Below are 19,296 nucleotides of genomic sequence, written 5' to 3'. Positions count from 1 at the left end.
GCATGGGTCCGCACCCGTGGCCGCTGAGTTTCTCCTACGGTCGTGCCATGCAGCAGGCTGCATTGAAGCTGTGGGCCAAAGACATGAAGGCTAACTACGCCGCTGCCCAGAAAACAGTCGCTGCCCGCGCCAAGGACAATGGCCTGGCTGCGCTGGGTCAGTGGAAAGGTTAAGCGTCAGCTCGAACCTTTAAAGGTTTGAAAGCAGAAAGGGCGCCTTCAGGGCGCCCTTTCTCGTTGTTGCTCACGATGGATTTCAGAAGCGATATTCGGCACTGACGGAAACCATATCGGTGCTCAGGTCGACCTGATGCTTCTTGGCGTTGAAATAGTCGTAGTTGAGGCCGACGCTCATCTTGCTCGTCAGGTTGTAGCCGAAGCCCGCGCCGGCATACCAGCTGGTGTTGTCCAGGCCTTTGCGGATCGGATCGGCATCGTTGCTCAGGCCATGGCCTTTCCAGCTATAGACGCCACCACGAGCACTCACGTACCAGCTCGGATCGATATCGAAGCGGGCATTGGCGCCGGCAGTCCAGCCATGCAGTTGCGACTTGCCCTTATCGATCACGTTATTGCTGTTGAAGATGTTCTTGGCGTGGATATTGCCCAGATCGTTGTAGCCCACCTCGGCACCCAGCGCGAAGTTGGGGGCCAGTGACCAGCGATAACCACCGTTGATGGCATAGCCGGTGTCATGGCCGTCATAAGGGCCTTTGTTGATCGAGGTGCGGCCTACGTTACCGTTGAGGAACCAACCGCTATTGTCTGACGATGCGTTCTGCGCAAAAGCGGCAGGGACCGTAACCAGGGCGGCGGCAGCAAGGGCGAGGGCAAGCAGTGTCTTTTTCATGGAGAGTCTCCTGTTATGGCAAGGACGGTCGTCGGGCCGGGTGGGGAAGGCGTGACGCCGCAGGCTGCCGAACTCTGTGGTCCGGCGAGCACTGGCACTGAGATAGGGCAGTCCTGGAAAGATTCAATACTTGCTAGTACACAATTAAGTGCAAGTTAATTTTTATGGCAAATCAATGGCTTTTTCATAAAAAAACGGGTGCCGAAGCACCCGTTTAGTTGACCGCTGTGACGGTCTTGGCGATCAGAAGCGATATTCCGCGCTGACGCTGTAGTTGTCGGTGTCCAGCTGAACACCCTTACCGCTGCCCTGGTAACGGTCGTAGTTCAGACCCAGGCTCCACTGCGGAGTGATGTTGTAGCCAACGCCAGCACCGGCGTAGTAGTTAGTGCTGTTAAAGCGACGGAAGGTGGGGATGGTGTCGTTGCTCAGGCCCTGACCCTTGGCGAAGAAAGCACCGCCGCGCAGTTCGCCATACCAACTCGGGGTGAGGTTGTAGCGCAGCGCCAGGCCTGCCGTAGCACCTTGCAGTTTGGACTTGCCGTTGCTCGGGTACAGGCTGCCGTAGGTGCTGGCGTTGCTCATGTCCACTCGGCCCAGGTACTGGTAGCCCACTTCGGCAGCCAGCGAGGTTTCCGGGTTAATGGCAAAACGGTAACCGCCCTTGATGCCACCGGCAAAATCGCCGTCGTCATAGGGACCCTTGCTTACTTCACCGTAACCAGCGTTCGCTCCGACATACCAACCTTGCTGAGCAGTGTGGCTTGCATCCTGGGCGAAAGCGGCGGGGATGGCCATCAAGCCGGCAGTTGCGAGGGCAATAGCAAAAAGTGTCTTTTTCATGGGGGATTCCTCTTTAATCTTTTTAGGTCCAGTCCGCGTTTCACCGGGGGTTCGGCTGGTTCGCGGCTGTGCGCCTGCTCGGTGGCAGTGCTGACCAGTAGATTAAGGCGGCCGTTCTTGATTTCAATACCATCAAGTTCATTATTAAGAATGTATTAAGAAAAACGGGCTCCCTGAGGAGCCCGTCGATCGTTCAAGTCAACATACGACTTAGAAGCGGTACTCACCGGTCAGTGAGATGATGCCGGTGGAGCGCTTGAGGTCTGGCGACTCCGCGCCGCTCACCGTGTTCTTGATGGTGCCGGTGCTGGCATGGAAGTAGTCGTAGTGCAGGCCGATACCAAAATGCTGGTTGATGTCCCAGCCACTGCCGATGCCGGCGTACCAGCCGCCGCGGCCTGAATTGCCACCGCTGGACAGGCCAAGATTCTGGCCCAGGCTGTTGTTGTAGTTATTGCTGTTGTCGTTGGCGTGAAAGTAGCCGCCGCGTGCGCCGATGTACCACTGCGGTGTCAGATTGACGCGACCATTGGCGCCAACCAGCCAGCCACGCAAGGCGTTGGTGGTTTCGCGTTGGTTGACATTGCCTGAGTTAAAGACGTTCTTGACGCGAAAATTGCCTAGATCGGTATAGCCCGCTTCCAGGCCCACGCCGACGTCCTGGCCCACTTTCCAGCGGTAGCCGCCGGTCAGGCCATAGCCGGTGCGGCGACCGCGATCGCCGCGCAATGGGTTGAAATTACCGGCGCTGCTGCCGAAACCGCCATTACCGTTGCTATTGGTGCGGCCGACGTTGGCATCGATAAACCAGTTTCCGCTACCGACCGGCTGACCCGCCTGGTAGTTGCCATCGGACGATGAGGGGGCGTTCTGAGCGAAGGCAGGCAGAACGATGAAGCTGGTGGCGGCGAACGCCAAAGCGAACAAGGTCTTCTTCATGGGGAAACTCCTCTTATCTTTCTAGGTCCAGTCCGCGGTTGCTTGGGGAGGTGACCGCGGGTTGATGGGCTACAAGGGGGTTGCAGCGCCAGACCATTAGAGGGGGCGGTGCCTGAAGGGTTTCCGATTCGATGGCTATAAAATTAAGCAGACGTTAATGGCGTTAACAAACGATATGGGCGACAGATTTCAGCCGATCGGCGACAATGACGCTTTTTCGCCGCTGCCTTCCCTCCGGAGAATCCCCTTGAAGACCACCCGTCGCGAACTCGCCAACGCTGTCCGCGCCCTCGCTATGGATGCCGTTGAGGCGGCTAAATCGGGCCACCCTGGCATGCCTATGGGTATGGCCGATATCGCCGAAGTGCTGTGGAACGATTTCCTCAGCCATAACCCGGTCAATCCAAAGTGGTTCAACCGCGATCGTTTCGTGCTCTCCAACGGCCACGGCTCGATGCTGCAATATGCCTTGCTGCATTTGGCGGGTTACGACTTGCCGATGGATCAGCTCAAGCGCTTCCGTCAGCTGCATTCGAAAACCGCCGGCCACCCGGAAGCCAGCGAAACTCCGGGAGTGGAGACCACCACCGGTCCGTTGGGCCAGGGTTTGGCCAATGCGGTGGGTTTCGCTCTGGCGGAAAAGGTTTTAGCCGCCCATTTCAATCGTCCCGGGCATGACATCGTCGGGCACCACACCTATGTCTTTCTCGGCGATGGCTGCTTGATGGAAGGCATTTCGCATGAAGTCGCTTCGCTGGCCGGCACCTGGCAGCTGGGCAAGCTGGTGGCGATTTACGACGACAACGGCATCTCGATCGACGGTGAGGTGCATGGCTGGTTCACCGACAACACGCCGGCCCGTTTCGAAGCCTACGGCTGGCATGTGATTCGCGGTGTCGATGGCCATGATCCCGAGGCAGTGAAGAAAGCGCTGACTCAGGCCACCACGCAAGGCGATAAACCGACCCTGATCTGCGCCAAGACCATTATTGGCTTCGGTGCGCCGCACAAGCAGGGCAAAGAAGAGAGCCATGGTGCCCCGCTTGGCAAAGACGAAATCGCCGCGGCGCGCGAGCAGTTGGGCTGGTCGTTTGCGCCGTTCGAAATTCCCGCCGAGATCTACAGCGGTTGGGATGCGAAGCAGGCTGGCGCCGCGCGCGAACAGGCATGGAACCAAGCGTTTGCTGCCTATGCCTCTGCTCATCCGGAGTTGGCGGCTGAATTCAAGCGTCGCCTGGCAGCTCAGTTACCGGCTGATTGGGCTGAAAAGTCGCAGGCTTATGTCGCCAAAATGCAGGCGGAAGGCCCTGAGGTTGCTTCGCGTAAGGCATCCCAGATGGCACTGGATGCATTCGGCCCGCTATTGCCGGAGCTGATCGGTGGCTCGGCAGACTTGGCCGGTTCGAATCTGACCAAGTGGAAGGGCAGTCTCGATGCCGCTGTCGGTAATAGCAGCGATGGCAAGGGCAACTATGTTCACTACGGTGTGCGCGAATTCGGTATGAGCGCCATCGCCAATGGCCTGGCCTTGCATGGTGGTTTCATTCCGTACGATGCGACCTTCCTGGTGTTCTCCGATTACGCGCGCAATGCCGTGCGTATGAGCGCCTTGATTCCTGCTCATGCGATTCATGTCTATACCCACGATTCGATTGGCTTGGGCGAAGACGGCCCGACCCATCAGCCGGTGGAGCATCTGGCGTCGCTGCGTTACATCCCGAATAACCAGGTGTGGCGCCCCTGCGATGCGGTGGAGTCGGCGATGTCGTGGAAACTGGCGATCGAGCGCAAGGGGGCTCCGGCATGCCTGGTTTTCTCGCGTCAGAACCTTAAGCATCAGCAGCGTAGCGAGCAGCAAGTGGCCGACATCGCACGTGGTGCTTATGTACTGTCCGATCCGCTGGATACCCAGTTCAAGGCGATCTTGATCGCTACCGGCTCAGAGGTGGAGTTGGCGATGGAGGCCTCGCGCGCGCTAGCCCAGCAAGGTGTGCCGGTGCGCGTGGTGTCGATGCCGTGCACCGAAGTATTTGATGCGCAGCCACTCGAATACCGCGAAGGCGTCTTGCCCGGCTGGTGCCGTGCGCGCGTGGCAGTCGAGGCGGCGACGGTTGACTTCTGGTGCAAGTATGTCGGACTGGATGGCGAGGTGGTCGGCATGAGCTCGTTCGGCGCCTCTGCGCCAGCGCCGCAGCTATATGAGCACTTCGGTATTACGGTGGCTCACGTGATCGACGCGGCCAAGCGCGTTATCGGTTAATGCACTGACGCCCTCTCCCCTTCCTGGGAGAGGGCGGGTATTCATAGGGTTTTTCTGTCGAAGTAGCTGCCGGATGCAGCGTGGTACGTGGCGCGATGGCTTCTATCGCATCCGGTTTGTTCAATACATCGATGGCGGTGGTTACAGATCGCCAGCCATCAACAAGCTGGCCAATGCGTCCGGCGTAGCAGCGATGGATGTAGCGCCGGCCTGCTGCAATTCGGCGAGGCTGCCGAAACCCCACAGCACACCAATGCCGGCGACGTTATTGGCCACGGCGCCTTCGATATCAAAGCAGCGGTCGCCAATCATGACGGTCTGTGCCGGGCTCGCGCCGAAGTCGGCCAATGCGTCGGCGATCATGCTGGCCTTTTCGCTATGTGCGCTATCCGGGCTTGGGCCATACATGCGTGTGAATAGATGACCAAATGGCAAGGCCTCAATAATCGGGGCGGCATGCCGTTGCGGCTTACTGGTGACAATAGCTAGCTGATGGCCTGCAGCATGCAGCCGTCTGACAGCCGCTTCGATACCCGGATAAATGGTGTGTTCACGCCAACCGTCGGTATGAAAGCGTTCGTGATAGTGCTGTACCGCCGCCTCGATTCGCTCCGAATCGTGATTCAGCAACGGTGCGAAGCTGGCTCGCAACGGTGGGCCGATCCAGCCGCGCAATACCGAAGGCTCTGGAACAGGTGCCTGCAACTGCACCAGAGCATGCTTCACACAGGCGAGAATGCCGTGTTCGGAATCAATCAATGTTCCGTCGAGGTCGAACAGGTAAAGCATCGGTGCCGGGCTCACTTCGCAGCGCGGGCCCTGAGTGCGGCCACGGCCGGCAGCTCTTTGCCTTCGAGGAATTCGAGGAAAGCACCGCCGCCGGTGGAGATATAAGAAACCTGGTCGGCAATGCCGTATTTATCCACGGCGGCGAGGGTGTCACCGCCACCGGCGATGGAGAACGCCTTGGAGTTGGCGACGGCATGCGCCAATACTTCGGTGCCCTTGCCGAACGCATCGAACTCAAACACACCCACCGGACCATTCCACACCACCGTGCCGGCTTTGGCGATCAGCTCTGCATAAAGCTTGGCGGTTTCCGGCCCGATATCCAGGATCAGCTCACCGTCCTTGACCTGGTCCACCGGTTTGACGGTAGCGGCGGCATGGGCGGAGAACTCCGGCGCCACGACGACATCGACCGGCATAGGTACCGCAGCGCCGCGACGCTTGGCATCAGTCAGCACTTTCTTGGCTGCGTCGATGAGGTCCGGCTCGTACAGCGAATTGCCGACGGAATGACCGGCCGCGGCAATAAAGGTGTTGGCAATGCCGCCACCGACGATGAGCTGATCGACCTTGCCGATGAGGTTGTCGAGCAGGGTTAGCTTGGTCGACACCTTGGAGCCGGCGACGATGGCCAGTAACGGATGGGCAGGTTGCTCCAATGCCTTGCCTAGCGCATCCAGTTCGGCCGATAGCAGCGGGCCGGCTGCGGCGATCGGGGCGAACTTGATCACGCCATGGGTCGATGCCTGTGCGCGGTGCGCGGTACCAAAGGCGTCCATCACGAAGACATCGCAGAGGGCGGCGTATTTCTTTGCCAGCACCTCGTTATCTTTGCCTTCGCCGACATTCATGCGGCAGTTTTCCAGTACGACGACTTCACCTTCGGCGACCTCGACGCCATCAAGATAGTCGGCGACCAGGCGCACTGGCTTGCCGAGTTTTTCGCCTAGCCAATGAGCGACCGGTGCCAGCGATGACTCGGCGTCGAACTGACCCTCTTTGGGGCGGCCCAAATGCGACAGCACCATGACTTTGGCGCCGGCGTCACGTGCGGCCTTGATGGTGGGCAGGGCAGCGTCGAGGCGTTGCGTGGAGGTGATTCGGCCGTTCTCGATCGGTACGTTCAGGTCTTCGCGAATCAATACGCGCTTGCTGCGCAGATCCAGATCGTTCATGCGGATAACGGACACGAAAGGCACTCCCTGGGCCATACGGCCACGAATAGCAGATAGACCGCCAAGAGAAGGCGGCAATCGACTATTGTCCCGCCCGTCGGACGGCGATGCAAACCGCACGCCGCCTGTCTATGCTGGTTGGATCATTCGGGTTCCTATCCCGGCCTCATGACACAAGGGTTAGTTATGGCATCGGATCTGGCGTTATATAGCTATTGGCGCTCAAGTGCGGCCTATCGCGTGCGTATTGCTTTGAATCTCAAGGGGTTAGCCTACGAGACACGGCCGGTGCATTTGTTGCGAGACGGCGGCGAGCAGCACGCGGCGGCTTACCAGGCAGTCAATCCGCTGGAGTTGATCCCCTCGCTCACCGATGCTGGGCAAACCATTACCCAGTCGATGGCGATCATGGAGTACCTGGACGAAACCCGGCCGACGCCAGCACTGTTGCCTACTGACGCGGTTGGGCGCGCGCGGGTGCGGGGTTTGGCGTTGATCTTGGCTTGCGACGTCCACCCGCTGGGCAATTTGCGGGTGCTGCAATACCTCGAATCGCAGCTTGGTGCCGATGAGGCGGCTCGTGGCGAATGGTCGCGGCATTGGATAGCCGTTGGCTTCCATGCCCTTGAGGCGGGCTTGGCCGGTAGTGCGGCGACGGGGCGGTTCTGTCATGGCGATACACCAGGACTGGCCGATGCCTGCCTGGTGCCGCAGTTTTACAACGCTTTGCGCTGGAAGCTTCCACTGGACGCATACCCGACCATTCGGCGCATTTACGAGGCCTGTCAGCCATTGGAAGCCTTTCAGCATGCGGCGCCAGAGATGCAGCCGGATGCTCCTCCAGCATAAGCCTGCCGGTACTTATAAAAACGCCCTCGCTTTGTTAGAGGGAGGGCGTTTCAAGTGGCGTCGCTGAAGGGCATGGAACGCCAGGCTGTAGAGCTGCGGACCTTAGAACCCTAAGCCATAAGGGTCATTGCCCACCAGTTCGCGGCTGTCGCTGCCGCCACCTTCAGACAGGCGCACCTTCAGCGCCAATCCGTCGCGCGAGTCGGCCTTGTTAAGCGCTTCGTCCAATTCGACGCGACCTTCCTTGTACAGGCGGTATAGCGATTGATCGAAGGTCTGCATGCCCTCTTGCAGGCTACGGTCCATGGCTTCCTTCACCTCGTGAATCTGGCCGCGGCGGATCATGTCGCGGATCAGCGGGGTATTCAGCAACACCTCGGCAGCGGGGATGCGGCGGCCGTCCTTGCCACTGACCAGGCGCTGGCTGATCACGGCGCGCAAGTTGAGCGCCAGATTCATCAGCACGTTCTTGTGCGCCGACTCCGGGAAGAAGTTAAGAATGCGCTCCAGGGTCTGGTCGGCGTTGTTGGAGTGCAAGGTAGCCAGGCACAGGTGACCGGTTTCCGAGAAAGAGATTGCCGCTTCCATGGTGTCGGTATCGCGGATTTCGCCAATCATGATGACGTCGGGCGCTTCACGCATCGCGTTCTTCAGCGCCTCGTGATACGTGTGGGTATCGAGGCCGACTTCACGTTGGTTGACGATCGACTTCTTGTGCCGATGGAGGTACTCGATCGGATCCTCGATGGTCAGGATGTGGCCGGATGAATTCTGGTTGCGGTGATCGATCATCGCCGCCAGCGTGGTGGACTTGCCCGAGCCGGTGGCGCCTACCACCAGGATCAGCCCGCGTGGCTCCATGATAAGGTCGCGGAAGATGCCTGGGAGCTGCAGCTGATCGATGCTGGGGATTTCGCTTTTGATGGCGCGAATCACCATGCCTACTTCACCGCGCTGCTTGAAGACATTGATGCGGAAGCGGCCAGCCTCTTTCACGGCCAATGCCATGTTCAGCTCTAAATCACGCTCGAATTGCGGTACCTGGCCCTCGTCCATCAGCGAATAGGCAATTTTCTTGACCATGCCGCTGGGCAGGCCGGTATTGCCCAGCGGGTACAGCTTGCCCTCGACCTTGATGTTCACAGGGGCGCCGGTCGTCAGGAACATATCTGACGCACCCTTGTCCACCATAAGCTTGAGGAAATAACCAATGTCCACTCGTGTCCCCCTGAAATTATTTTGGTGCGCGTTACAATCGCCGATTATGCCCGCCCACCATACGCTGCGACACTCCGAGAGGAATGAGTGATGATCCACATCTTTTCCCCGTTGAAGAAACGCGCTAACCGCGTTCGATCGACGGTTTCCACCCTGGCTCTGGCCTCGATGCTGGCCATGCTTAGCGGCTGCGCCAGCGTGCCACCGCCGGACGGGGCCATGAATCAGGCCCAGTTGCAGCTGCGCGCGGCACGTGATGCCGGCGCCGCGGACTACGCGCCGGTGGATCTCGGCATGGCGCAGAACCGGTTTCAGCTAGCTCAGGCTGCCATGGCCAACCGCAAATACGAGGACGCCGCCAACCTGGCCGATGAGGCTCGTGCCGACGCCGAGCTGGCTCGCGCCAAGGCCCGTCTGGGCGCGGCGCGCGCGCAGGTGCAGGCAAAGAGCGAAGACAACAGTCGTCTGCGCGATCAGCTGGATCGGGCGCATAGCAATGACGACAACCAGAGCTCGGTGCCGGGTACCCCCGGCAGGCAGCCGGTGCAGACCCAGGACATGCCTGCCCCAGCGGCTTCGGATCTGTCGGCGCCGATGCAACAAGGCCAGGGTTTCCAGACCTTGCCAGACCCCAGCCAGCAAAATTCCGACCAACAGCAACCGACCCGGCAGGGAGGCCAGCCATGAAAAAACGACTTGCCACCGCGTTAGCCGGACTGGTTCTGGGCTTTGCGGCCAGTGCCGCCGTCCACGCCGCCAAAGATGATCTTGATGTCAGCCGTTTAAGCCGAAATCTTGATCAACTCGCCAACGACCCTAGCCTTGGCGCCTATGCCCAGGCCGAGCAGGCGCGTGCTCGCGACGCCATCAGTCGCCTGGCTCAGGCGCGCTCCCGTGACCGGGCACACGCGCTGTATTTGGCCGAACGGCAGGTCGACCTGGCCCGGGCCTCGGCCCAGTTCCAGGTCACCCAGCTCAAACTGACTCAGCTTGATCGGGAGCATGACCAGATCGTGCTTGAAGGTAGCCAGCGCGATGCCGAGGCAGCCCGCCGTGAGTTGGAACGCCAGCGTATGCAGTACCAGCTGATGCAGGAAGAGGCCGCACGCCTGCAACAGCAGGGACAGGAGGCTTCACAAGCTGCCGATCAAGCACGCAACGAGGCGGATCAGGCACGTAAGTTGGCCGCTGCGCAGAGCAAGGTGGCGAACGCGGCCAAGCGTGAGGCCGAGCTGGCCGCGCAGGCAGCGAGGGCATTGCGCTCACAGGTGCAAGGCGGCGACAGCACCAGCACCAGCGATGACAGCAGCGCGCCACCGCCGAAGAAAAAGAAGAAAACTCAGGGCAACTAACCACTGGCTCGTCCATGGGTAATGGGCGAGTTGCTGCAGATATGCCGGCCCGTATGAGGGCCGGCCCTGGCTGCTTTTTATGTTACGCAAAAGCCTGTTTTAGCAGGCTTTTTTAATTCTTTGAGCAAGATTCCGGCTTTTGCTTCTGGCGCTTGCATGGCCTCGATACGCGGAGTAGGGTCGAAGTCCCATGGGGCACCTCAGCGCCATGGGTTACTGACCTGAAGCATGCGCCTGCCCAAATCCCACCCCTCCAGCCACGCCTCAAACATGCATTGCCTGCATGTGGCGTTGATTACCCGCGCAGTGCCGGGTGCATGCTTCCTGCCGTTTGCGAGCGCACCGATCCCGCGCTCGCCATCTATTTACGAGGAGGTCGGATCATGTTCGAAAACCAGCAGCGTGATGATGTCGAAGCCTTGATGAAAGCTGACGCCGAATTTCGTCGGCTATACCAGCATCACAAAGAGCTCGACAGTAAGGTGCACGACGCCGAAATTGGTGTACTACCCATCGATGATGTCACCTTGGTCGGCATGAAAAAGGAGAAGCTCCACGCCAAGGAGCGATTACAACGGATGTGGGAAGGCCGTAAGCACCGTACCAACTGAAAACCTGCCCGTTTTCACATGAGCATCGGCCCCGGGCCTCCTAACCATGGAGCGCAACCGGGGCCGTTTCGTTTTGGCGATAGGGATGCTTTCGTCGGGGAAGTCCTGCAACAGAGCCTCGGTTATCATGCGGGCCTACCCGCCGGCATGAGCTGTAGAACGCCGGTCACTGTTTGCCATGGAGTTCTCATGACGGTCCACCAAAGTGTCCTTGAACTGATCGGAAATACCCCGATGGTGCGTGCGCAGCGCCTGGATGCGGGGTCGTGTGAACTGTTTCTCAAATTGGAAAGTTCCAACCCCGGCGGTTCGATCAAAGACCGTATTGGCTTATCGATGATCGAGGGCGCCGAGCGCGCAGGAAAAATCAAGCCCGGTGCGACCCTGGTCGAAGGCACCGCCGGTAATACTGGCCTGGGTCTTGCGTTGGTGGCGCAGCAAAAGGGCTACCGGTTGATTCTGGTGGTGCCCGACAAAATGAGCCGCGAGAAGATCTTCAATCTCAAGGCCATGGGCGCTGAAGTGGTATTGACTCGTTCGGATGTCGCCAAAGGCCATCCCGAGTATTACCAGGATATGGCTGAGCGGCTGGCGCGTGAAACGCCCGGTGCGTACTTCATCAACCAGTTCGGCAACCCGGACAACCCTGCCGCACACATCGCCAGCACCGGCCCAGAAATTCTGGAGCAGATGGACGGCAAGGTCGACGCTATTGTGGTCGGCTGTGGTTCCTCAGGCACCATGACCGGCTTGTCACAGTATTTTGCCGAAGCCTCGCCGCATACCGACATTGTGCTGGCTGATCCGGTGGGCTCCATACTTACCCAGTACATCAACGAAGGTGTGCTTTCGGCCAAGACCGGCAGCTGGATGGTCGAAGGTATCGGCGAGGATTTTCTGCCGACGATCAGCGACTTCACCCGGGTGAAGAAGGCGTATGCGATCTCGGATAAAGAAAGCTTTCTCGCTGCGCGTGAGCTACTGGCGAAAGAAGGCATTCTTGGCGGCTCATCCACCGGCACTTTGCTGGCTGCCACATTGAAATACTGCCGAGAACAAACCAGCGCCAAGCGAGTGGTAACCCTGGTCTGCGATACCGGCAACAAGTACCTGTCGAAGATGTATAACGACTACTGGATGCTCGATAACGGCTTTATCGAGCGTGACCAGCATGGCGATTTGCGCGATCTGCTGCTGCGTCCGTTTGCTCAGCGCGACACCGTGGTGATTGGCCCGAATGAGCTGCTGATGACGGCTTATACACGGATGAAGTTGTATGACGTATCTCAGTTACCGGTAATGGACGGTAGCCGTCTGGTAGGCATTCTGGACGAGTCGGACGTGCTGATGCACGTGCATGCCAACGAAGCTCGTTTTCGCGACAACGTAGCCACCGCGATGATCAGCAATCTGCAAATGCTCGATATGCGATCGCCGATCGAGTCGCTGTTGCCGGTGTTCGAACAAGGGCACGTAGCCATTGTGGTCGATGGCGAGCAATTCCTCGGCCTTATCACCCGCATTGACCTGCTGAACTATCTACGCCGCAAGGTGCACTAAGCGCCGATACGTCGATCATCGCGCATATCTGGCGATAGGGCTAGCGCACGAAAGTCTATTGAAATGGACCGCCACGAAAGTGGCGGCTTCGTTATGGGGCGCGTAGCTCCGTCATCATCAAGAGAAACTGCCCATGTGTGGAATTGTTGCTGCCGCCGCCCAACGTGATGTAGCGCCTTTGTTGATCGCCGGTCTCAAAGCTCTTGAATATCGAGGCTACGACTCAGCCGGTCTGGCGGTATTGGAAGCGGGCGAGATCCGCCGGGTACGTGCCAAAGGCAAAGTCCGTGAGATGGAGTCGCTGTATCTGGCTGAACCGTTTCCCGGCGGCACCGGCATCGCACATACGCGTTGGGCCACTCATGGCGCGCCCAGCGAAGCGAATGCCCATCCTCATATCGCCGGCCGCGTAGCCCTGGTACACAACGGCATCATCGAAAACTACGCGAGCCTGCGCAGCGAATTGCAGGCTCGCGGCCACGTATTCACTTCAGAGACCGATACCGAAGTGATGGCTGCCTTGATCGAAGAGCAGATCGGTAAAGGCCACGGCTTGCGTGAAGCCGTATTAAATACAGTACGTGCGTTAGAAGGCGCTTACGCCATTGCTGTGATCAGCCGCGATGAACCAGGTCGGGTGGTCGGCGCACGCCGCGGCGCCCCGCTGCTGATCGGCGTTGGCATCGGCGAGCATTTCCTCGGCTCCGATGCACAAGCGTTGATAAAGATCACCAACAAAATCGTCTATCTCGACGAGGATGATGTGGCGGATATCACGCGCGACTCGATGCAGGTCTTCGGCCTCGATGGCCAACCGGTGGATCGCACCGTGCATGAAAGTGAGCTGTCTGCCGATGCCGTAGAACGTGGCGAATACCGCCATTACATGCAGAAAGAAATCTTCGAGCAACCACGCGCCGTGGCGGATACGCTGGAAGCGCGTATCGGCCCGCAGGGCGTATTGCCGAATATCTTCGGTGTCGATGGCGAGGCCTTGCTAAAGCGTGTGCGCGGCTTGCACATCATTGCCTGCGGCACCAGCTATCACGCAGGCTTGGTCGCAAAATACTGGATAGAAGAATACGCGCGCCTGCCGGTGAGCGTGGAAGTCGCCAGTGAATATCGTTATCGCGAAGCGGTGGTGCCGGACGACACCTTGTTCATTGCCATCTCGCAATCCGGTGAAACCGCCGACACCTTGGCGGCCATGCGCGAATCACGCCGCCGCGGCTACCTTGGCACGCTGGCGATCTGCAACGTGCCTGAATCTTCAGCGGTACGTGAGGCAGACCTCAAATTGATGACGCGCGCAGGCCCCGAAATTGGCGTGGCATCGACCAAGGCTTTTACCACCCAACTCACCGCGCTGGCATTGCTAACCCTTCAATTGGCGCGTCAACGTGGCCTGGACGATGCTCGTTATAGCGATCTCTGTGCCCAGCTGCAGCATTTGCCGCGCGCGATCGAGAATGCATCGCCAGCATGCGCTTTTTCTTGGCCGTGGGGCGCAGTATCCGGTAGCGCTGGAAGGCTCGCTCAAGCTCAAGGAAATTTCATACATCCACGCCGAAGCTTATCCTGCCGGCGAGCTGAAACATGGCCCACTGGCCTTGGTCGATGAGGACATGCCCGTGATCGCGGTGGCACCGAATGGGCCCTTGCTGGACAAGCTCAAATCCAACCTGCAGGAAGTTCGCGCGCGAGGTGGGGAGCTGCTGGTGTTTGCCGATGGCACAGCCTGCCTTGAGGACAATATTGCGCATGGTTCCATCCTGCGCATCGACGGTGGTGGCGATTTTATCGCTCCAGCGGTATTCACCGTGCCGCTGCAATTGCTCGCCTATCACGTAGCCGTGCTACGCGGTACCGACGTAGACCAGCCGCGCAATCTGGCCAAGTCGGTGACGGTGGAGTAGACGTTCGATCTGTTTAGTCAACCATGTCGAGCGGTAATAAAGTTCTTTCCCAGGCTTGCCTGCTGTGATCGTCGAGCGGATCGGTGTGTTGGGAGGTAGTCAAAGAGATGGATGTCGCGTGCGGTCAAAGGATGAGAAAGGTCCGCCTTGACGATTAACTCCCACGGATGGCAGGTCAACGCTTGAGACAAGCGGAGCTAACCGTCGACTGTAAGGCGATGCTTTCCGGCCTGAAGAAGGCTGGCTTACAGGTTTGAGGTTTGGATCGCGGTGGCTAGTGCTTCAAGGGAACCCCCCGGGCTTCGTGGAGCACTTGGCTGCGACGCTTAAAGAACGTTCTGGTGATAAGCATGGACGATCTTGGAAAGCGCCTGCGTCTGCTTACACAGTTGCGTCGTACTGGGCGACGACGGACGACCGGCCGTTTGACAGACACATCGTGCTCGGCATCCGCCTGGGATGCCGAGCACGATGATGAAACGAAAGGCTCTTCGAGGGCGCTCGCGCTAGCGAACTGTCGGTGCGGGCTGGGCCTGTGACGGATCCTGTTGCAACGGCATTGCCTGTGCTGCCTGCGGTTTTTCCTGCGTCGCCTGCTGCCAGGCCTGACTGCTTTGAGCCACTGACGCCTGGACCGCTTGCGCGGTTTGCACTTGCGCCATCTGCTTGAATGGCGAATTCAGGTCGCCCTGCACTGCGAACGCTTGCGACTTGTCGTCGCTCAGTACCACATGGTTGACCTGACTGAGCCCATCACGACGCGCGGCCACCACCAGCGCGGCAGCGAGGTTATCGCTGCTTTGATCCGGCGTACGGTGATGCTGTGCGTCGACTTTGTGCACCGCATCGAGCGTTTGCCGATAAAGCGCGTTATCGGGATGCGTCGATTGATCGAGGCTGGGGGTATGCGGCACCAGCGGCGTGATGGGGGAATAGGTATGCGTTACCGAACTATCGCGAAAATTCGCTGGCGTCGCTGGCGTCGTGCTTTTGTCCAGATACGGCATGACATCTTTGCTCGCGCCCAAATTCAGCCCGTTTTCCGCCACTTGCCTGGCGGAAAGATGCAGGGAGGCCATATTTATGCTGAATTCTGGCGCTGTCTTGCCAGGTGTCGCCGGATTGTAGAACCGCTCGAACTTAACCGCCTTGCCGATCGCCACGGCTCCGTAGTAGTTGGGGTAATCCGAATTGCCCGAAGGCCCCAGGCCGGTGGGTGCGCCACGCGGCTTGTCGAAATAATTCTTTCCCATGCCCTCGAGATTCTTCGCCGAGGCTTCCATCGAAAGGTCCGGTTTGACCTCCAGATTGGGTTTCAATGTGTATTTGGGCGGAAAGCTGCTGTTGTCCACATCGACAAAATTACTCATATGGCCCGGATTTTTCTTGTAGACGTCTTCGATCGTCGCGGCTTTTCCATGTGCGGCGGCCTCCTGGCTCACCGCGCCCACTACGGCATTCCAACCGGAAATTTCGGCACCGGCTTCGTCCCGGCGATAGTTGGCGATGAATTTGCCGATCGGGACCGTGTAGTCGTGATCGTGTTGCGGTGACCTGGCGATAGCGATCAGTTCGTTGCCGAAGTCGGTGACCGCCCGTCCTGTCGTCGTTCGATTCAAGCCATGCTGCAACTCATGGCCTAATATAAACGTCGCCTCGCCGGTGTTATAGCTGCCACTGGCAGGGCTGTTTAGCATCTTCAACGGTAAACGCATCGATTGCGTCACTGGGTCGTACTCGCCGCCCGCATGCGGATTGGTCAAGGGCACGATGTGCTTGAGGTGGCCGTCTTTGACGGCGGTGTTGATCTCGTCGATCAGTGCAGGCGACCCGTTCAGGGTGGCCCGCAAATTAGCGAGCTGCGGTGCCGTGACACCGGTCTGCGTGCCAAAGGCGTCGACGACGGCCTTGGCTTCTGGGGTAAGCGGCATCTGCGGACTCCCTTCGGTTAGCTCACAATCACCATTTTTACGCAGGCCTTGGCGGCCGCCCCGTTGTCGCCTTGCACTTGCGGCGACACCTCCATGGCATGCACTTCGACATGCATCTTGCGCCCATCGAAGTAGTCATAAAGCCAGCGTCCGTGTTCGCCATAATGCGACTGGCGGGCCAACCCCATGGCTTCGAGTTCGGCGGTGAACTTACCGAAATCCGGATCGCAGACTTCGGCGGCCGAGGGTTGCTCGCCTGGCTTGCTGGTGAAGCTGAAGTCGAGCTGCGTTTCCCCGGAAACAAGCTTCGAGCGCTGGATGCCACCGGCCCAATCCTTGGAGAACGATTGTCCAAATCCATACTTGTCCGGATCGACGACGGTGATTTTCGTACCCATCACCTTGCCCATGTACTCGGGCGTCACGTCATTGACGCTTTGGATGCCACGGATCAATTCCAGCAGGCGCGACAAGGCGTCTTTGCTGGTAAGCGTGGACTGCCCCTGACTTGCCGAATGCTCGCTCGTAGTCATCCTGGTCTCCTTATCGAGCGTTGAAATGGTGCCGGCCACGGCCAATGTCGACGCACATGCGCCTGACGCCCCGAGGGCCAGCAAGGTCGAATAAAAATGAATGCGATATACCGATCGTCGCCATAGCGTGGGCAAGGCGTTCTCCTCAGTGAACCGACTGTTCGAATTTTCAATCACCGGCGGGTACTGGACATCGTCATCCCCTGGCCGCTGACTCTATCTCTTTCTTATGGCGCTGTGCTTCCAGGCGATGATATCGCCAACGGGCTTGCGCACTAGCCCGAAGCACGCTGGCCAAAAGAACAGATGAGGCTTCTGATTCAACCTATTACAAAGAAAGCTACGGGTTATTTATACGACAAATGGCCTGTGACGGTGCCCGAATCCCCGCCCTGAGAGGCGATAGCGAACGGCGAAACTCGAAGCCGCGCGTAAGCTGCATCATCAGGTGATTCAGGGGCTGTGCCGGTCGATTGTGAGCAGCGAACTCGAGACGGGCAAGAGCCTGCCGTGCGAGGAGATCCACGGAGATCAGCTAGACGCCGATGTGCTGGCTTGGCGCCGCACCCCCACGCCCACCGACAGTTTTATCGACAGACTGGTGGAAATGCACGAAATCGTTGAATCGGCTGCCGCTGCGATGCCGCACGCCAGTGCGGCCCAGAGCAACTGACGGCACCGGAAGCCGCTTACCAGGCGATGGTCGCGGCCGAGGACTTCGATGCCTGGACCGTCGCCGATGTCGCCTTTCACGGGTGCATGCTGCGTGCCACCGGCAATGAGCTGCTGACCTCGTTGTTCTGAGTGATCGAGACGGCGCTGTGCATCTCATTCATGCTGTCGGCCGGTAACTCGAGTGAGACCAGGTAAGGGCTCAATTCCTTGACCGGGAAAGCCTAATGTCTATCGCCAAGTAACAACTTTACCGTTCTGTCGTACTGTCTGGTCGCATTTGGATCAATGGGTTAGCCGTGTTGTGGGAAAGAACTTCATTTCCCTTCCACAAACAAAAAGCGCACCTAGGTGCGCTTTTGTTGCGAGCGACGCGTTAGCTCAAGAGCGACCGTAGACATCCTCGAGCCGGACAATGTCATCCTCGCCAAGATAACTGCCTGACTGCACCTCGATGATCTCCAGCGGCACCTTGCCCGGATTGCGCAATCGATGCACGCTGCCTAACGGAATGTAGGTGCTTTGATTTTCGCCAAGCAGAAATACGTTCTCGTCGCAGGTGACCTCGGCCGTGCCGGAAACCACGATCCAGTGCTCGGCACGGTGATGATGCTTCTGCAGGCTCAGTGCCGCGCCGGGCTTCACCACGATACGTTTGACCTGGAAGCGGTCGGCCGACTCAAGCGAGTCGTAGCTGCCCCATGGCCGGCGCACGACGCGATGCAGCGAGTGCTCGCTGCGGCCGGAAGCTTTCAATTCGTCGACCACCCGCTTCACATCTTGTGCGGCATCACGGTGTGCGATCAGCGTGGCATCTGGCGTAGTCACCACGATCAAGTCATCGACCCCAACCGTAGCCAAGAGGTGGCGATCATGTGAGCGCAGTAAGGAGTTGTGGGTACTAACGGCAATCGTGTCGCCTTCGCGCAGGTTTCCTTCCGCATCGCGCATACCTGCTAGCCAAAGTGCGGACCACGATCCGATATCGCTCCATTCGCAGCTCACCGGTACGACAGCCGCGCGTGTTGTTTTCTCCATGACGGCATAGTCGATGGAGTTATCCGGCACCTTGGCGAAGGTCGCTTGATCGACACGCACAAAGTCGAGGTCAATCTTTGCCGACGCGTGTGCGATGCGCACTGTGTCATACATTTCTGGCGCGTGTTCGGCCAGTTCGTCGAGGTAGCGCGAAGCCTTAAACAAGAACATCCCCGAGTTCCAGTCGTAACTGCGGTCAGCAAGATATGACTCGGCAGTAACCAGATCAGGTTTTTCGACGAACTGTCCGACATGAAAGGCATCACTTCCAATCGCTTCCGCGCGGCGAATGTAACCAAAGCCTGTTTCAGGGCGATCTGGACGAATCCCAAACGTGACCAGCCAGCCCTGATGGGCGGCAGGGAGCGCGCGTTGTACCGCATCGGTAAAACTCTGTGTGTCACCGATCAGGTGATCTGCCGGCAGGACCAGCAAAAGTGCATTGGGATCGCGCTCAAGTGCATGCATGGCACCGAGTGCAATCGCCGGTGCGGTATTTCTTGCGATGGGCTCCAGGACGATGGTGGCGTCTTGAATGTCCAATTCGAGCAATTGCTCGGCAGCGAGGAAGCGATGATCTTCACTGGCGACAATAATGGGCGCAGCTACATGGGGCAGCTTGCGAGTACGGGTAATCGTCTGCTGGAACAGGGTCCCCTCACCAGTGAGGGATAAGAACTGCTTGGGCAGATTCTTACGTGATACTGGCCAGAGTCGAGTGCCGCTACCGCCGCTTAGAATCAGTGGGATCAACATGGCCG

Annotated in this window: 18 protein-coding genes and 1 pseudogene; 10 read left to right on the top strand and 9 right to left on the bottom strand. The window is 58.8% G+C overall.

Translation table 11 applies throughout. The features are described 5' to 3' along the window. Positions 1 to 173, top strand: a 173-nt coding sequence (locus OUZ52_RS07630; protein ID WP_266157789.1) for a class I fructose-bisphosphate aldolase, incomplete at its 5' end; no start/stop codon positions are given. 82 nt (positions 174 to 255) lie between these two features. Here OUZ52_RS07630 and OUZ52_RS07625 read toward each other — a convergent pair. The 3 genes from OUZ52_RS07625 to OUZ52_RS07615 all read right to left on the bottom strand — a co-directional run bounded on the left by OUZ52_RS07625 (position 256) and on the right by OUZ52_RS07615 (position 2,631). After that, positions 256 to 849 (bottom strand): porin family protein, encoded by a 594-nt coding sequence (locus tag OUZ52_RS07625; protein WP_266157787.1) that lies wholly within the window; start codon positions 847 to 849, stop codon positions 256 to 258. 243 nt (positions 850 to 1,092) lie between these two features. Beyond that, positions 1,093 to 1,692, bottom strand: coding sequence for a porin family protein (locus OUZ52_RS07620; protein WP_266157786.1), 600 nt, complete (start codon positions 1,690 to 1,692; stop codon positions 1,093 to 1,095). Between the two features lie 210 nt (positions 1,693 to 1,902). Then, the gene (locus OUZ52_RS07615) at positions 1,903 to 2,631 is read right to left on the bottom strand and encodes an outer membrane protein (protein ID WP_266157785.1); all 729 of its coding nucleotides are present in this window, start codon (positions 2,629 to 2,631) and stop codon (positions 1,903 to 1,905) included. A gap of 175 nt (positions 2,632 to 2,806) precedes the next feature. Between OUZ52_RS07615 and tkt the strand changes: the two genes are divergently transcribed. After that, positions 2,807 to 4,891, top strand: a complete 2,085-nt coding sequence (gene tkt / locus OUZ52_RS07610) for a transketolase (RefSeq protein ID WP_425493815.1) — start codon at positions 2,807 to 2,809, stop codon at positions 4,889 to 4,891. Positions 4,892 to 5,032: 141 nt separating this feature from the next. Here the strand turns inward: tkt and OUZ52_RS07605 are convergent, their stop codons facing one another. Further along, the gene (locus OUZ52_RS07605; protein WP_266157783.1) at positions 5,033 to 5,680 is read right to left on the bottom strand and encodes an HAD hydrolase-like protein; all 648 of its coding nucleotides are present in this window, start codon (positions 5,678 to 5,680) and stop codon (positions 5,033 to 5,035) included. An 11-nt stretch (positions 5,681 to 5,691) separates the two neighbouring features. Further along, a complete protein-coding gene (locus tag OUZ52_RS07600) occupies positions 5,692 to 6,855 on the bottom strand; it encodes a phosphoglycerate kinase (protein ID WP_425493816.1) in 1,164 nt (387 codons plus the stop codon). A gap of 186 nt (positions 6,856 to 7,041) precedes the next feature. Here OUZ52_RS07600 and maiA point away from each other — a divergent pair, with 186 nt between their 5' ends. Continuing rightward, positions 7,042 to 7,704 (top strand): maleylacetoacetate isomerase, encoded by a 663-nt coding sequence (maiA, locus tag OUZ52_RS07595; RefSeq protein WP_266157781.1) that lies wholly within the window; start codon positions 7,042 to 7,044, stop codon positions 7,702 to 7,704. 102 nt (positions 7,705 to 7,806) lie between these two features. Here the strand turns inward: maiA and OUZ52_RS07590 are convergent, their stop codons facing one another. Then, positions 7,807 to 8,922 carry a PilT/PilU family type 4a pilus ATPase gene (locus OUZ52_RS07590; RefSeq protein ID WP_266157780.1) on the bottom strand — a complete coding sequence of 372 codons (1,116 nt, stop codon included), beginning with the start codon at positions 8,920 to 8,922 and terminating at the stop codon, positions 7,807 to 7,809. A gap of 90 nt (positions 8,923 to 9,012) precedes the next feature. Between OUZ52_RS07590 and OUZ52_RS07585 the strand changes: the two genes are divergently transcribed. The 5 genes and pseudogenes from OUZ52_RS07585 to glmS all read left to right on the top strand — a co-directional run bounded on the left by OUZ52_RS07585 (position 9,013) and on the right by glmS (position 14,361). Next, positions 9,013 to 9,609 (top strand): DUF4398 domain-containing protein, encoded by a 597-nt coding sequence (locus OUZ52_RS07585; protein WP_266157779.1) that lies wholly within the window; start codon positions 9,013 to 9,015, stop codon positions 9,607 to 9,609. Then, positions 9,606 to 10,274 (top strand): hypothetical protein, encoded by a 669-nt coding sequence (locus OUZ52_RS07580; RefSeq protein ID WP_266157778.1) that lies wholly within the window; start codon positions 9,606 to 9,608, stop codon positions 10,272 to 10,274. The genes OUZ52_RS07585 and OUZ52_RS07580 overlap by 4 nt, the downstream gene beginning before the upstream one ends. 383 nt (positions 10,275 to 10,657) lie before the next feature. Beyond that, entirely contained in the window at positions 10,658 to 10,885 is a 228-nt protein-coding gene (locus OUZ52_RS07575) for an HP1242/YdcH family protein (RefSeq protein ID WP_266157777.1), read from the top strand. Positions 10,886 to 11,074: 189 nt separating this feature from the next. After that, positions 11,075 to 12,445 (top strand): pyridoxal-phosphate dependent enzyme, encoded by a 1,371-nt coding sequence (locus OUZ52_RS07570; RefSeq protein WP_266157776.1) that lies wholly within the window; start codon positions 11,075 to 11,077, stop codon positions 12,443 to 12,445. A gap of 133 nt (positions 12,446 to 12,578) precedes the next feature. Then, positions 12,579 to 14,361: pseudogene (glmS, locus tag OUZ52_RS07565) on the top strand (glutamine--fructose-6-phosphate transaminase (isomerizing)). 506 nt (positions 14,362 to 14,867) lie between these two features. On the opposite strand, the gene OUZ52_RS07560 reads toward glmS, so the two are convergent. Continuing rightward, positions 14,868 to 16,292: an XVIPCD domain-containing protein gene (locus OUZ52_RS07560; RefSeq protein ID WP_266157775.1), complete on the bottom strand. Its 1,425-nt coding sequence runs from the start codon at positions 16,290 to 16,292 to the stop codon at positions 14,868 to 14,870. Positions 16,293 to 16,309: 17 nt separating this feature from the next. Continuing rightward, entirely contained in the window at positions 16,310 to 16,825 is a 516-nt protein-coding gene (locus OUZ52_RS07555) for a hypothetical protein (RefSeq protein ID WP_266157774.1), read from the bottom strand. Positions 16,826 to 17,300: 475 nt separating this feature from the next. Here OUZ52_RS07555 and OUZ52_RS07550 point away from each other — a divergent pair, with 475 nt between their 5' ends. Then, the gene (locus OUZ52_RS07550; RefSeq protein ID WP_266157773.1) at positions 17,301 to 17,498 is read left to right on the top strand and encodes a hypothetical protein; all 198 of its coding nucleotides are present in this window, start codon (positions 17,301 to 17,303) and stop codon (positions 17,496 to 17,498) included. A 26-nt stretch (positions 17,499 to 17,524) separates the two neighbouring features. Beyond that, complete coding sequence (locus OUZ52_RS07545) at positions 17,525 to 17,629, top strand: hypothetical protein (protein WP_266157772.1); 105 nt, start codon at positions 17,525 to 17,527, stop codon at positions 17,627 to 17,629. A 249-nt stretch (positions 17,630 to 17,878) separates the two neighbouring features. Here the strand turns inward: OUZ52_RS07545 and OUZ52_RS07540 are convergent, their stop codons facing one another. After that, on the bottom strand, positions 17,879 to 19,291 hold the full coding sequence (locus OUZ52_RS07540) for a mannose-1-phosphate guanylyltransferase/mannose-6-phosphate isomerase (RefSeq protein WP_266157771.1): 1,413 nt from the start codon (positions 19,289 to 19,291) through the stop codon (positions 17,879 to 17,881). Positions 19,292 to 19,296 lie beyond the last annotated feature (5 nt).

Source organism: Dyella silvatica, from assembly GCF_026283955.1.
Taxonomy (GTDB): domain Bacteria; phylum Pseudomonadota; class Gammaproteobacteria; order Xanthomonadales; family Rhodanobacteraceae; genus Dyella_C; species Dyella_C silvatica.
This window is presented reverse-complemented; position numbering and strand designations above follow the sequence as displayed.